At 40.1% G+C, this 14,346-nt stretch carries 12 protein-coding genes; 9 read left to right on the forward strand and 3 right to left on the reverse strand.

Going from position 1 to position 14,346, the window contains the following annotated elements; genetic code table 11:
- Window positions 1–52: 52 nt before the first annotated feature.
- On the forward strand, window positions 53–778 hold the full coding sequence (locus I4641_RS07630; RefSeq protein ID WP_229639885.1) for an outer membrane beta-barrel protein: 726 nt from the start codon (window positions 53–55) through the stop codon (window positions 776–778).
- Between the two features lie 76 nt (window positions 779–854).
- Here I4641_RS07630 and I4641_RS07635 read toward each other — a convergent pair whose 3' ends face one another.
- A complete protein-coding gene (locus tag I4641_RS07635; protein WP_229639886.1) occupies window positions 855–1,289 on the reverse strand; it encodes a DUF4079 domain-containing protein in 435 nt (144 codons plus the stop codon).
- A gap of 121 nt (window positions 1,290–1,410) precedes the next feature.
- A complete protein-coding gene (locus I4641_RS07640) occupies window positions 1,411–1,791 on the reverse strand; it encodes a DUF1830 domain-containing protein (protein ID WP_229639887.1) in 381 nt (126 codons plus the stop codon).
- Window positions 1,792–2,226: 435 nt separating this feature from the next.
- Here I4641_RS07640 and I4641_RS07645 point away from each other — a divergent pair, with 435 nt between their 5' ends.
- From I4641_RS07645 to I4641_RS07655, 3 genes are all read left to right on the forward strand, one after another.
- Window positions 2,227–3,798 carry a photosystem II high light acclimation radical SAM protein gene (locus I4641_RS07645; protein ID WP_229639888.1) on the forward strand — a complete coding sequence of 524 codons (1,572 nt, stop codon included), beginning with the start codon at window positions 2,227–2,229 and terminating at the stop codon, window positions 3,796–3,798.
- Between the two features lie 94 nt (window positions 3,799–3,892).
- Entirely contained in the window at window positions 3,893–5,263 is a 1,371-nt protein-coding gene (locus tag I4641_RS07650; RefSeq protein ID WP_229639889.1) for a DICT sensory domain-containing protein, read from the forward strand.
- A gap of 65 nt (window positions 5,264–5,328) precedes the next feature.
- Window positions 5,329–5,967 carry a pentapeptide repeat-containing protein gene (locus tag I4641_RS07655; protein ID WP_229639890.1) on the forward strand — a complete coding sequence of 213 codons (639 nt, stop codon included), beginning with the start codon at window positions 5,329–5,331 and terminating at the stop codon, window positions 5,965–5,967.
- 173 nt (window positions 5,968–6,140) lie between these two features.
- Here the strand turns inward: I4641_RS07655 and rbp are convergent, their stop codons facing one another.
- A complete protein-coding gene (gene rbp / locus I4641_RS07660; RefSeq protein ID WP_229639891.1) occupies window positions 6,141–6,422 on the reverse strand; it encodes an RNA-binding regulator in 282 nt (93 codons plus the stop codon).
- A 344-nt stretch (window positions 6,423–6,766) separates the two neighbouring features.
- Between rbp and I4641_RS07665 the strand changes: the two genes are divergently transcribed.
- From I4641_RS07665 to I4641_RS07685, 5 genes are all read left to right on the forward strand, one after another.
- Window positions 6,767–8,200: an MFS transporter gene (locus I4641_RS07665; RefSeq protein ID WP_229639892.1), complete on the forward strand. Its 1,434-nt coding sequence runs from the start codon at window positions 6,767–6,769 to the stop codon at window positions 8,198–8,200.
- Complete coding sequence (locus I4641_RS07670; protein ID WP_229639893.1) at window positions 8,197–11,355, forward strand: cyclic nucleotide-binding domain-containing protein; 3,159 nt, start codon at window positions 8,197–8,199, stop codon at window positions 11,353–11,355. The genes I4641_RS07665 and I4641_RS07670 overlap by 4 nt, the downstream gene beginning before the upstream one ends.
- 140 nt (window positions 11,356–11,495) lie before the next feature.
- Entirely contained in the window at window positions 11,496–12,935 is a 1,440-nt protein-coding gene (gene secD / locus I4641_RS07675; protein WP_229639894.1) for a protein translocase subunit SecD, read from the forward strand.
- Window positions 12,936–12,945: 10 nt separating this feature from the next.
- Complete coding sequence (gene secF, locus I4641_RS07680; protein ID WP_229639895.1) at window positions 12,946–13,902, forward strand: protein translocase subunit SecF; 957 nt, start codon at window positions 12,946–12,948, stop codon at window positions 13,900–13,902.
- A 39-nt stretch (window positions 13,903–13,941) separates the two neighbouring features.
- A complete protein-coding gene (locus tag I4641_RS07685) occupies window positions 13,942–14,328 on the forward strand; it encodes a hypothetical protein (RefSeq protein WP_229639896.1) in 387 nt (128 codons plus the stop codon).
- The last annotated feature ends 18 nt before the right edge of the window (window positions 14,329–14,346 follow it).

Consider the following 14,346-nt stretch of genomic DNA (forward strand, 5'->3'; position numbering starts at 1 on the left):
GGTTAAAAAAATAACCAATGTGATTAAAAATCTAATATTTGGTGTGAAGAGTATGAAAATTAAAACAGCTATTTTAGCTAGTATATTGCTAGCAAGCCTTCCTGTTGCGGTTAAGGCACAAAATATAGAAAATTATGAAGATTACCAAGTAGGCTGCGAGGCTGGTGTTGATTGTAATAACTTTGATGTTATTTACGAACAAGAGTCTGAAGATCGTAACCAGATTTCTCAAAGAACCCGCACTCGTCGCACTCGCAGAACAAGTTCCTTTGACAAGTATTATGCAGGTGGTAATGTAGGAGCTTTCTTTGGTGGAGATGGTACTGATGTCGGTATTGGTTTCGGCGGTTTACTAGGATACAGATTAACCGAGCAAGTTTCTGCCGAGCTTGAGGTTTATGATTATTTTGGCGGTACGGATTTTGACGACTTAGGATACAACTTGTTAGGAATTGCAGCTAACGCTACTTTCAGATATCCTTTAAACCAAAACAATTCTAAAAGTATCTATGCTTTTGGTGGTGCAGGTGCTGGTTTTGGTGTTGTATCTGCTACTGGAGATGCTGTTGATGCAGCAAAAGATCAAGCAGAACAACTAGGACTCGAAGAACCTGATACAAGTGAATCTGGTTTCTTACTCCAAGGAAAAGTGGGGGTAGGTTATCCCGTTGCCGAATCTATAGATGTTTTCGGGCAATTTCGCTATCTAAATGTATTTGTTGATGGCGACAACGGAGACGCTTTTACTCTAGATGCGGGAGCAAGCTTTAGTTTCTAATTAATCTAACTAAATTATTATTGAAGGACATAACTGTAGTTGCGTCCTTTTTTTTGTTTCGCTTGGTTTCAGACTTTTACAAATACTTTTGCACGACTTCCCAGCCCGTCCAAGAAACATAGGCTAATCCTACAAACAAAATAGCATTAAGAGTAACGTGGAGCGATCGCGCCCAGGAATTACGAGAATCGATCTGGTTGGCACTCCAGGCGGAAAGAGAAATTAAAAGCACTACAAATAAGCCAGACCAAAGATGGGGCGAATGTCCCAGACTGCCATAGTAACCCACTGTGCCTACAACACCGATCGCCAACAATAATAAAACTAAAAAGACAATAATTATTCCGCCAATATAGTGAGCGTTAACCAGCCAAGGGGGACGACCAATTCTAGCAGCGCGACCATAAAACATCCAAGCCCCAGAGAACAACAGCAATAAATAAAAAGCGATCGTTCCTCCCATTGCCCAAGCTGCAATTTTCCACAGCCATAGAAAAGACGGTAAATTCAAATCTTTTGTCCAAATTATTAATTTTAGTATAAATAAAAGTGGCAAAAAACAATGGAGTTGCCAAATTTAGCAACTCCCAGCCCGATTTTTAATTTTGAATGTAACTAACTGCTCGACATTCCTAAACTGCAATGTTGAGAGATGAAGAAACTGCTTCTTCGCGATCGCCATTATTTATTTCACTAATGGGTGTAGCATTAGCATTACTCGTATTTTGTTCTGGTTTGTTGCTTGGTTCTGGTTCGACTGCTTGTAGAGCCAGTTTCTTACAGGGAATTGTGTCTGAAAGAATCGCGCTAGCCATCATTCCTGAATGTATTTCTAATACTGCCGTGGGTTCGGCTTCAAATACGAGCCTTTGCCCTGGAAACACAACTCGCTCAAAATACCAGTTAGGAATATTGGTGATGCGAGCTATCTGAATCTGACTAGTTGCATTTACGTAACAGCAAAGAATGCGGTTTTTATCGTCATTTGGGAGGGAATCTAAGATCTGAGCCATGACTATTGAAGAGATTAAAAGTAATTTTTTATCGCTATATATAAGCTAGCATCGCTCGATCCCCATCGGTTGTAAAACTAGCTACCGATAGACATTTATATAATCTTTTGTTTGATTAACTCTCAACTTTACTTCCTTAATATTGTTTTAATTTTTTCTAAAAATTAGTTGCGAATTACTGACATAATTGACTTAATAGCAAAAATGCGATCGATAAACAAACTTTAAAGTATCTACATTTACGGAAATATCTTGGTTTGCCACTCAAAAAAATAGACAAGTTTGGGGGCATCTAAGTAATTTGGTTGATTGTGGGAAATATTATCGCTAAAGTTAAGTTATATGAATAAATTATGACCGTTGAAGGTAAACAATCAATTTTATACCTTTGATTAACTTATAAAATTTGCAAAACTTAACACTATAAGAAAAATCATGACTCAAAGAATCCTGTATGTTCGTCTTCCTTGTAATCCCATTTTTCCGATTGGAGTAGTCTATCTTGCAGACCACGTTCATAAGCTATTTCCTGATGTAGAGCAAAAAATATTCGATCTTGGTACTGTTCCCCCCCTAGACTTTGACAATGCCTTAGACAAATGTGTAGATGAATTTAAACCATCTTTACTCGTATTTTCCTGGCGCGATATCCAAATTTACGCACCTGTGGGAGGTAGAGGCGGTAATCCACTACAAAATGCTTTCGAGTTTTACTACGCTAAAAACCCTCTAATTAAATTGCGGGGTGCTTTGGGTGGTTTGAAGGTAGCAACTGCTTATTATGGAGAATTATGGCGCAATACAGGCTTGATTAAACGAGGATTAAACAGAGCGAAAAAATATAGTCCTGATGCTCGTGCAGTGGTAGGGGGTGGTGCAGTTAGCGTATTTTACGAACAGTTGCAGCAAGACTTACCCCAAAACACCATCGTCTCGGTAGGAGAAGGAGAGCAATTATTAGAAAAAATCCTGAGCGATCGAGAGTTTCGCGACGAACGTTGTTATGTAGTTGGAGAAAACAAGATCAGGGAAAAATTGATCCATGAATGGCCTACTCCCATTGACAAAACTGCCTGCAACTACGACTACATTGAAACTGTTTGGCCTGAATTTAACTACTATCTTCAGGAAAATGATTTTTATATTGGAGTACAAACCAAACGAGGCTGCCCCCACAATTGCTGCTATTGTGTCTATACCGTAGTGGAAGGCAAGCAAGTAAGAATCAATCCTGCCGACGAAGTTGTTGCCGAAATGCGCCAGCTTTACGACAGAGGAATTCGCAATTTTTGGTTTACCGACGCTCAATTTATTCCAGCAAAGAAATATATACCCGACGCGATTGAATTGCTACACAAAATAGTCGATTCTGGCATGAAAGATATTCATTGGGCTGCTTATATCAGGGCGGATAATGTAACAGCAGAGTTAGCCGATCTCATGGTACAAACAGGAATGAACTATTTTGAGATTGGAATTACTAGTGGCTCTCAAGAGTTAGTCCGTAAAATGCGTATGGGCTATAACTTGAAAACTGTGTTGCAAAACTGTCGCGATTTAAAAGCAGCAGGATTCAACGATCTAGTTTCGGTCAACTACTCTTTTAATGTAATTGACGAAACCGAAGCGACTATCAAACAAACTATTGCTTATCACCGAGAATTAGAAGCCATTTTTGGGAAAGACAAAGTAGAGCCAGCAATTTTCTTTATTGGTTTACAACCCCATACTCATCTGGAGGAATATGCCTTTGAACAAGAAATCTTACAACCAGGATATAATCCCATGAGTCTAATGCCCTGGACTGCTAAAAAACTACTCTGGAATCCCGAACCCTTGGGTTCTTTCTTTGGAGAAGTGTGTTTGCAAGCTTGGAAGCAAAACCCCAACGACTTTGGCAGGGAAGTCATGGATATCCTAGAGAATAAGTTAGGTAAAGCTCCCCTAGAAGAAGCGTTAACCGCCCCTGTAAAATCAGATAAACAGAAAATGACTGCTTCTGTTTAAAAAATAAATTTATGTTAACCATTAAATGCGCTAACAGTAATGCCTTTGGCAAATCACGCGATCGCATTTTATTTTTAGAAACTCAATTTTTATTATGCTGGAAGGCTCGATATTAAGAAGATTAGATGAGGCTCATCGTGATGGTAAGCAACCCTTGAATTTAGGGGTTTATTACAAAAATACTTTGGTAGCACTCTGTCATGCTTTGGAAGATTTTATCCTAGATTCCGATAGTGCGCCGATCGCGATCGCGGCTTTTCAGCGTGGTAAATGGTATCTAGAAGAAGCAGATCGTTATAGCGATTTGGCAGATAAAGCCCAGCATGTGGTAATTTTGGCGACTGCCGAGGCAGGATTTGACAGCCATCCTACCAGTGAAAAAGATAACGTTAAGTTAGTCGATCTCAAGCCAGAAGATCCCGTTGCGGAAGAGTGGCATTTAATGATTATTTCTTCTACCTATACCGCAATGGTACTGTGTCAGGAATTGTCAGATGAAGATTATGGAGACAACAAGCCCAAAGAAGATTTAGAACGTAAATTTTACGGTTTTTGGACATTTGAACCAGCATTAGTCCGCGAAACGGTAGACTTAACCATCGACCATATTAAAGGTTATCAACCAGAGTTAGCGAAGCTATTAACAGAAAAAGTCGCTCAAATGACAGACGAGCATGGCATCAGACAACGAGACGATCTCGATGCGGTTGTAACTCAAGTGATCGAATATCTGCAAGACAGTCAAAAAAATCTACATCACCCAAATAAAGCCTCTACCTTCAATGTTTTTAAAGATTTAGATGAGAACATCATTTCTAATGAAATGCAAGCCTTCTTACGAATGGCTCAACTACTAGATGCCACGGATGTTAGGAATCCGATGGCAGCTTCGGAAGTGGCAGCAATGGCAGAAGCAATGGCACAGTTACTCGATCTTCCTGCGTGGCAAGCCAAACGCCTTTATATTTCTGGGTTGCTACATCGCGTGGGTTTGCCAGAAGTAATGAAGGATCGTAATAAACAGTCTAAAGTGCAAAAAGAGGCTTTGAATAAAACTGATTCTGCTTCTAAAGCTTCTGTTTTGCGAGTAATGCCTCAGTTAGAAGCAATATCCAAAATTTTGACTCACCAAAGAGAAGCCTGGGATGGATCGGGAATTCCTTCGAGGTTGGCTTATGATGCTATTCCTTTGGAATCGCGAATCATTTGCTTGTTGGCAGATTTTCAACAAAAAATGAAAGCATACAAACAATATTCCTCCGATAAAAATCCGATTACCAACGCTTTGGCAGACTGTCAGGCTTTGGCGGGTAAGCGATACGATCCAAAATTACTTGATGCTTTATCTCTCTTGGTAATGGGAATGCAACAGGGTATGACTCTTCAGGCATATCGACCTAAAATTGCTACGGGAATGTGGCTCATAAACTCTGGCAATGTTAATCGCAAAGCTCCATTTTCTTAAGTAATTTGAATGCTTCGGCTTACTAAAATAAAATTCATTTTTAACGAAATATAAAATATAAATTAATGACCCTAGATACAGTTCGCGCAGGAAAAGAAAAACACTTCCCAGGAATAGATTTAGAAGACGAGGATTTGGCTCACTGTCAGTTAGAAAAAATTAATTTAGCTGGGGCAAATTTAAGTGGTGCGGATTTTTCTTGCTCTAACCTGAGAGGGGCAAGACTAGATGGAGCAAACTTATTAGGAGCAGATCTCAAACTAGCTGATATTAGGGCTAGTTTATTAGGAGCTAACTTGATGCAAGCCGATCTCAGCAGTGCTGACTTGCGTGGTAGCAACTTGAGAGGAGCGAATCTCATGGGAGCAAAATTATCCCAAGCTGCTCTATCGGGAGCATTCTTAAGCGGTGCAAATTTGACGGGAGTTGATTTAAAAGGAGTCGATTTGCGAGGAACAGACTTACGAGGCGTCAATCTTAATAGTGCTAACCTGAAGGGAGCTAATTTATCTCAGGCTGACTTGCAAGGTGCAAACTTGAGCGAAACAAATTTGGAAGAAGCCGACTTGCGGGGGGCAAACTTAGCTGGGGCTAATTTAGTTGGGGCTAATTTGCTTTGTGCAGAATTAGAAGGTAGCAATGTGAATGGAGCAAACTTAGAAAGGGCTTGTATTTTGGGTACGGCGATCGCAAGATCGAGATAAGCAGCTATAAGTTCCTTCTGACTTCTTGAATTTTCTGATTCTTGAGTTTTTCAAGCAAGATTTTTTCCAGATCGTCAAAATAAAAAGCTCTCAGAAACGTAGACACAGAAGCAATCCACCTATATTTCTAAAAGCTTTAATTTTAAAACTTATTAAAAATTTATTAAAGAAACTTAGAAACGATTGTTTCTACCACCACTATTTCTATTATCTTCACGGGGTCTAGCTTTGTTGACTTTTAGCTGACGGTCCATCCATTCAGCACCATCTAAAGTTTCGATCGCTTTATCTTCTTCTGCTTCGGATTCCATTTCCACAAAAGCAAATCCGCGCACGCGACCTGTTTCGCGATCAGTAGGAACGTGAACCCGTTTAACAGTCCCATATTCGGCAAAGACTTCACTTAAGTCTTGCTGGTTAACATCGTAAGATAGATTGCCTACGTAAATTGACATATTTTGATTGTCTGCTCAATGAGTGTTGTGTTTAGAGAGACAGAATTATGCGGAAAGAAATAGCTCAATACTTTATGGAAAAACCTTTATATACTGGATACAAACTTAATCGTTAATCTGTTCATTCTCAATTTGCATGCTAACACTTTTAGTAAAAATAAAACCCTGTTATTGTGTTTATTTTTGCAAATTTTGATTAAAAAAAATTACAGATAGAGGCAAAAACCGAAAATCTCCCTCGTAAAATACGATCGCATTAAGCTTAATCATTTGAAGGCTGAACGCCTAAGTTGAACTACACTAAGCTTTAGTACTCCAGCCAACATTTATTAACCCTCTTTTATATGTCTATCCCACAACCAGCTGATATCCCAGAGATATTATCCAAACCTAAATTTAGTTTTTGGCAACTCTGGAATATGAACTTTGGTTTTCTAGGGATTCAGTTTGGTTGGGGGCTACAAATGGCAAACATGAGTGCTATTTTTGAGTACCTTGGTGCAGATGCGGATCGCTTGCCGATTCTTTGGCTGGCTGCACCTTTGACGGGCTTATTGGTACAGCCAATTGTGGGTAACTTGAGCGACTATACCTGGACTTTTTTGGGTAGAAGAAGACCATATTTCTTAGTTGGAGCAATTTTAGCTTGTATTGCTTTGTTTGCTATGCCTAACTGCTCTAATCTCTGGATTGCAGCAGGATTATTATGGATTTTAGATACTAGTGCTAATGTCAGCATGGTACCTTTTCGGGCTTTTGTGGGGGATTTGCTGCCTAGAGAACAAAGAACTCAAGGTTTTGCCATGCAAAGTATTATGCTGGGATTGGGTGCGGTTTCGGCTTCGGCTTTGCCTTGGATACTTTCTCATATTTTTCAGGTGGATAATACTAGCAATAGTCTGCGTAAGATCCCCTTAACGATAGAAGTTTCTTTTTACATCGGCGCGATATTATTTTTGGGTACTGTTTTATGGACTGTTGTGACTACTCCAGAGTATCCACCGCAAAATTTAGCTAAATTTGAACAACTACAAGCAGCACGAGGAGGGATTAGCAGCAGCTTAAGAGAGATATGGCAAACCCTGGGAGATATTCCCCCGAAGATGCAGCAGTTGGCAAAAGTACAGTTTTTCACCTGGTTGGGGATCTTTTGTTTTTTGCTTTATTTTCCCCCCGCAGTAGCGAGAAATATTTTTGGTGCGACTAGTCAAAACTCTTTGTTATACAGTGAAGGGATAGAATGGGCGGGAATTTGTTTTGCTCTGTATAATGCGGTTTGTATTGGCTTTTCTTTTCTGCTACCTCGCCTTGCAGGGCGATTTGGTCGTCCTGCAATTCATAGTTTTTCGTTATTTTGTGGCGGAATCAGTTTAATTTCACTGTTATTTATTACTAATCGATATATTCTTTTATTAGCGATGATTGGCTTGGGTATAGCTTGGGCTAGCGCGTTGATAATGCCCTACGCGATGTTGACCAATTCAATTCCGCCCCAACGTCGAGGAATTTATCAAGGAATATTCAATTTCTTTGTTGTTTTACCAGAGATTACTGCATCTTTGGGTTTTGGCTGGGTAATGCGATATTTACTCCACGATAATCGGCTGTTGGCTGTGGTAATAGGAGGAGTGTTTTTAATTATTGCAGCAGGATTGACTTTACTAATTAAACCCGCCCCAATTAATAATTTAAGCAAGGAAATGGAAACTTTAGAGACTGACGAGGCAATAACTTCTAAACTGACGGAGATTAGTCCTCTCAACGAGCATCAATCATGATTAGTCAGTCTTTTGAAAAGCGTTTGAGTTTATCTAACCTGCAAGTCGATCGCTTGGCACAACTTTTATTACTAGCAGTTACAGTATTAACTTATAACGTGATTGCTATGGCGATCGCTAATTCTTTATTTGTTACTCATGTAGGTGCGGGGAATCTACCCATTGCTTTTATTTTAATCGGCTTGTGTTCCCTTCCTGCTTATGGGGTGTTTTCCCAGATTGCGGATCGCTATCGTCGTACTCAGTTATTTCGTTATGTCTTACTAATTTCGATGGTGGCAATGATTGGGATGAGGTTGTTAATTAACTTAGATACCACCTGGGTTTATTATGCTCTGTTGATCGTAATATTTTTCCAGTGGGATTTTAATAACAATCTGCTTTATCCTGGTTTATTGACCGACTATTTTACTACTCTAGAATATAAACAATACGCCCCCTTCATTGGAATTGCTCAAGCAGTAGGGACACTTGTAGGGGGAGGCTTTACTATCCTATTGTCCCGTTATTTTCCCAGTCGGGAATTATTGTTGGGGTTGCCGATATTTATGGCGATCGCCTTTTTTCAATTGTTATACCTAGAATCTTCCCAGCGTCGTCTCGAAACCCCCAAGCAAGAAGCGGAAGTTAGTATTCTCGAATCGATTAAAACTTTGCCCGATCTTTGTCAACGCTATCCTTTAGTATTATTTTTAGCGGGCAGCACTTTCTTACTCGTAATTATTTATATTAGCTCGGAATTTCTCTGGTTTAATATCTACGGAGAACACTTTGAGGAATCTAAGTTAACTGCCTTCTTGGGATTAATGCGGATTATTATTTCCTTGATTCAGGTGTTGTTTCTCTATGGCATTACTCGCCCCCTGCTGAAATGGATCGGAGTCGCCAGACTCAACGCAGTTTACCCCGTGACAACTTTAATTAGTTTAATCGGATTGCTGTTTAACTTCAATTTAACCGCAGCTATCGGACTCCATATCAACGGAGATGCTTTCTATAAAGCGATTAACCTGCCCATCCATCAACTTAACTACAACGGCATTCCCCATCAATATTTAGGCAGAATTAGAGCCTTAAGCGATGGTTTAATCTATTCCGTAGGGTTGACTCTGGCAGGAGTTATTTTATGGATTTGCCATCTTTATTTAAGTCTGGGACAAATTACGGGTTTGGCAATTAGCCTGACGGTTTTATTATTATTCGTGCGGATACCTATGGGTAAGTTTTATACTCAAAGTTTAGAGGAGATGATTCGCACTGATAGTATTAATCTCGATGATTTTGAAAATAATAAAACTCAACTACCACCCCAATCTAGTAAGGTTGTTCGAGAATTTCTCACAGATGGAGATCGCTATACCCAAGTCAAAGGTTTAGAATTAGCCACCAATTTGAACGATCCCAGTCAATTTTTTCATGAGGCGATCGCTTTATTACCCGATGCTAATCGATCGCTGCGGGAAGGAGTGTTGCAACTATTTAGTCAGAGTAATCAGGAAATTCTAGACAAGTTTGCCAATTTACTGACAGATTTAGATTTTACAGTACGGGCTACGGCTTTAGAAGTTTTAATTGCCAACCAATATGATTTTAATGCCGAACAATTGCAGAGATCGATTGGTGACAAACATCCAGAAGTAAAAACTTTGGGCTTAATTGCCACCTTCCAACATACCGAATCTGACAAAATAGATAATAAGATTGCCGAACAATTTTGGCAAACAGAAATCACTGACAACATCGGTAAAGCGATCGCTAGAGTAGTTCGCTATAGCCAAAACCCCGAATTTATTACCCTAATTGAATACTTACTTCCCCAAGCCACCACCGAAGCCAAACAAAACGCGCTCGAAGCCTTAGCTAATCTAGCAAAACCACAAGACTCTCATTTAGCTAAAATAGCCGTAGCTGAGATAAACCACGACGAACCTTTAATTAGAGTAGCGGGTTATAAACTATTAGAAATTACTCATTGTCGAGAAACCCTGGAGTCAGTTACGACAGGTATGGGGGACGCTCATCCCCATGTACGCCAACAGGTAGCCCATACCATTGCAGCCTATGGCAAGTCTGGTTTAAAGATAGCCCAAGATAATCTTGATTCCCGTAATTCTAATATAGTGAATACTGCTATTGCTGCGATCGCCAAGGTAAAAACCAAACGGGCTAACGAAATCCTCTACAAACATCTCGCCCCAGAATTTCAGCAGTTTAACCGTACCCGTAAATGGCAACAACAGATACCCCGTCAAGATCCTAGCTGGCGGTTATTAGCGATCGCCATCGAAGACTATCAACAGCGTTTATTACAAAAAGTTTTATATATTCTTTCCTGTCTGGGATATTCCCGCACCGTCAATTTAGTTAGAAGGATTTTGGCAACCAGCGATCGCCGAGATTTAGCCAATGCGGTGGAAGTCTTGGCTTCGATCGAACATCGTCGTTTTGTCCAACCCTTGATGCCGTTATTAGAGCAAATCGTCTCCGATAAACCCCTACCCAAGATCGAATCAACTCCCCAATGGCTGAGAAATAAAGGCTACAAAATATTACTAGAAGCATTAGAAAGTGGCGATCGCTGGATTAAAACAGGGGCATCGGTGGCATTAGCCATTGTTCCCACCGCCCTACTCAAAGATCCCGATCCCATCGTACAATCAGTAGCGAGAGAAATCTTTCCCGCACCTGATCGCCTTGATTGCCCTGTTAGTAACTCTATGAATCGATTGCTTTTACTGCGAAATATAGCCTTATTTAAAAATCTCTCCCTAGATGAATTGTTCCAAATAGACGAAGCGTTAGAACAAAGACAAGTATTAGCAGGAGAAACTATCTATACCGAAGGAAGTTGGGGGAATAATTTATATATTATCGCTGAAGGCAGGATTCAAATAGTCAAAGAACTTGATGGTGAATTAGAAAATATCAAACAATTAGCTACAGGACAATACTTTGGGGAAATTGCCTTGTTTGATGAAGCACCGCGATGGGATGGTGCGATCGCCTTAGAAGACTGTCTCTTATTGAGTTTAGAAAAGAAACGCTTTATTAGTCTAATTTCTCAACGCCCTCATATTATTTTAGAAATCTGTCGTTTTTTGAGTATGAGACTGCGAGAAACGGATAAGTATATGTCTGCTAAGAAAAAACCATAAACATCAACAATTGAGTAGATTAGCTTGTTTTTCACTTGACAATCTAAAGTAGTAGACTGAGTTAATTAAATCAATAATCATATTAATATCGCGATATGAAAAATAGTACGCTACTCAAACACTACGGCGGGTGATAGCAAATGCAGAAACAAAGAGCCTATATTATTTTAATTTTAGCATTGGTCGCAGCAGCGATCGCTATCTTAACTACCATTCCTCCCCAGTTAGGGTTAGATCTCCGAGGGGGAGCGCAATTAACTATTCAAGTCAATCCCACCAAAGAAAGACCTGATGTCAAACCTACCTCAGAAGATGTAGAGGCGGTACAGCGAGTTTTAGAAAATCGCATCAATGAATTTGGCGTTTCCGAAACCACCGTCCAAACCATTGGGGAAGACAAAATTTTAATTCAGCTACCAGGAGAAAGCCAACCTGAAGAAGCCGAACGACGTTTGAAAGGAACGGCTAAATTAGAATTCAAAGAACAAAAACAAGGTTCCGAAGGAGATTTTATTGCAGAATCTCAGGTTAATCGACAGTTAAAGGCTCAAAGAATATTTTATAGTCAACAAGAATCAAATCCAGAAAACCAAGCTAAGTTAGCCGAAATCAACGAATCTTTAGTCAAGTCCAATAAAGCAGTTGCCGAATTATTTGAATCAGTTGGTTTAACGGGAACAAACTTAACCGATGCCCGTCCCCAACCCGATGCTACGGGAAACCGTTGGGAAGTAGCAATTAACTTTGACGATGCTGGAGGCAAAAAATTTGCCGAATTAACCAAAAACTTAGCAGGTACTGGTCGCAGTATTGGGATCTTCTTAGACGATGACTTAATTAGTTCTCCTGTCGTCGGGCCCGAATTCGCCGATACTGGTATTGCTGGAGGTAGAGCCGTAATCACTGGTAATTTTGACCTAGAAGGTGCCAAAGACTTGGGTATTCAGATAAAAGGAGGTTCGTTACCTTTCCCTGTTGCAGTGGTCGAAAACCGTACCGTTGGTGCGACTTTAGGACAAGATAGTATTCGTCGTAGTATTATTGCTGCTTCTGTGGGCTTAGTTTTAGTTTTAATCTTTATGGTGGCTTATTATCGTCTGCCAGGATTGATTGCCGATGGAGCATTGATTGTCTATGCTTTATTAACAATGGCTTGCTATGCCTTGGTTGGAGTCACCTTAACCTTACCTGGAATTGCAGGTTTTATTCTCAGTATCGGGATGGCGGTAGATGCCAACGTTCTCATTTTTGAACGCACTAGGGAAGAACTACGTGGGGGTAAAACTCTCTATAGATCTGTCGAATCTGGTTTCTTTCGCGCATTTTCGAGCATTTTAGATAGTAACGTTACCACTGCGATCGCTTGTGTGGCTCTACTGTGGCTTGGCTCTGGTTTAGTCAAAGGTTTTGCGGTTACGCTTTTGATTGGAGTAGTGGTGAGCATGTTCACCGCAGTTACCTGTAGTCGAACTTTGATGCTATTGGTAGTACTTAGTTTACCCAAGGTAAGACAAAAACCAGAATTATTTTGTCCCAACTTAAATGTAGGCGAACGCTCGCCAATATCCAGCAACCAATAATTAACAACCCATGAAATTAAGTATTACAAGCAAACGCAATTTATGGTGGGCAATTTCTGGTACGGCTATTGTTGCCAGTATTGCCATGATGGTATTTTCTTTTGTCAGTTTAAATGCACCCATTCGTCCTGGAATCGACTTTATTGGCGGTACTCGGATTCAAATCGCCAGAGATTGCACCGTAGCAGGTAACTGCGACGAGGCAATTGATACCGCCCAAGTTAGAGAAGTATTAGACAGTCAAGGTTTAGGCAATAGTAGTATTCAGCTATTAGGAGATAACCAACAAATTCTGTCAGTGCGAACAGAAAATCTTGACGGCGATCGCCGTGGTCAATTATTAAGCTCTCTGGGAACGGCGATCGGCAAATTTGACGATAAAACAGTCCAAATCGATTCCGTAGGGCCTACTATTGGCGAAGAACTATTTGTTTCGGGCATTTTAGCCTTATTGGTGGCATTTTTCGGTATTATTGTATATTTAAGTATCCGCTTTCAATTTGACTATGCTTTATTTGCGATCGCTGCTCTTTTCCATGATGTAGTTATCACCGCAGGAGTCTTTTCCTTGTTAGGTTTGGTCATTGGTTTGGAAGCAGACAGTTTGTTTTTAGTCTCCTTGCTGACTATTATTGGTTTTTCGGTTAATGACACCGTAGTAATTTACGATCGCATTCGTGAAAACATAACCGCCAATCCAGAGGGAGAAATTAACGAAATCGTCGATAATGCTGTCAATCAGACTCTAGGGCGATCGATTAATACGACTTTGACTACTTTACTTCCATTGATAGGTATCTTCCTCTTTGGGGGACAAACTCTCAAATTCTTTGCCCTGGCTTTGATTGTTGGTTTTATCCTGGGCGCATATTCCAGTATTTTTATTGCCAGTACTCTTCTTGCTTGGTGGAGAAATCGCAAAAGTAATAATTCTGTAGCTGTTTCCGCACCTCCAGCCTCAGAATAAAACTTGGGTTCAAACTTGTTCTCCATGGGGATTAAAACAGTGAGCATTCAATCTGATTTTCAGCAGAAAGTACACAGACTGCATCAATTATCTATATACCTCCGCTGGTTAGTTGTTTTGTCTAGCTGGCTCACTTTAGGAATATATGCTATTTGGAATTTGCGTGAAGAAATTGCTCTTTGTTTAGATTACTTTACTTGGGCAGCAGTTTACTATGGATTGCACTTCAATTTTCTACCAACTCTTTGTTTAGCTTTTTGTATCGGGATGACTGTTTCTGTTCTATTGTGGCAAAGTCGTAATGCAATCTGGGGTTTACCCGAAGTAGAAAAACGTAAATTAGAAAAGCAAGTACAAAAAATAAATGCCCGAGGTAAAAAACATCCTCTCTGGAAATGGATCAATTCTCGATCTCATCCCAGTTGACAAATTTCTGAAATCAGC

Origin of the sequence: Waterburya agarophytonicola KI4 (assembly GCF_020640915.1) — a bacterium.
In the GTDB taxonomy this organism is placed as follows: Bacteria; Cyanobacteriota; Cyanobacteriia; order Cyanobacteriales; family Xenococcaceae; genus Waterburya; species Waterburya agarophytonicola.

Bases quoted from the DNA above. Each gene is read 5' to 3' on its own strand.
- I4641_RS07630 (WP_229639885.1), top strand. From the start codon at position 53: ATGAAAATTAAAACAGCTATTTTAGCTAGTATATTGCTAGCAAGCCTT.
- I4641_RS07640 (WP_229639887.1), bottom strand. From the start codon at position 1,791: ATGGCTCAGATCTTAGATTCCCTCCCAAATGACGATAAAAACCGCATT.
- I4641_RS07645 (WP_229639888.1), top strand. From the start codon at position 2,227: ATGACTCAAAGAATCCTGTATGTTCGTCTTCCTTGTAATCCCATTTTT.
- I4641_RS07650 (WP_229639889.1), top strand. From the start codon at position 3,893: ATGCTGGAAGGCTCGATATTAAGAAGATTAGATGAGGCTCATCGTGAT.
- I4641_RS07655 (WP_229639890.1), top strand. From the start codon at position 5,329: ATGACCCTAGATACAGTTCGCGCAGGAAAAGAAAAACACTTCCCAGGA.
- rbp (WP_229639891.1), bottom strand. From the start codon at position 6,422: ATGTCAATTTACGTAGGCAATCTATCTTACGATGTTAACCAGCAAGAC.
- I4641_RS07665 (WP_229639892.1), top strand. From the start codon at position 6,767: ATGTCTATCCCACAACCAGCTGATATCCCAGAGATATTATCCAAACCT.
- I4641_RS07670 (WP_229639893.1), top strand. From the start codon at position 8,197: ATGATTAGTCAGTCTTTTGAAAAGCGTTTGAGTTTATCTAACCTGCAA.
- secD (WP_229639894.1), top strand. From the start codon at position 11,496: ATGCAGAAACAAAGAGCCTATATTATTTTAATTTTAGCATTGGTCGCA.
- secF (WP_229639895.1), top strand. From the start codon at position 12,946: ATGAAATTAAGTATTACAAGCAAACGCAATTTATGGTGGGCAATTTCT.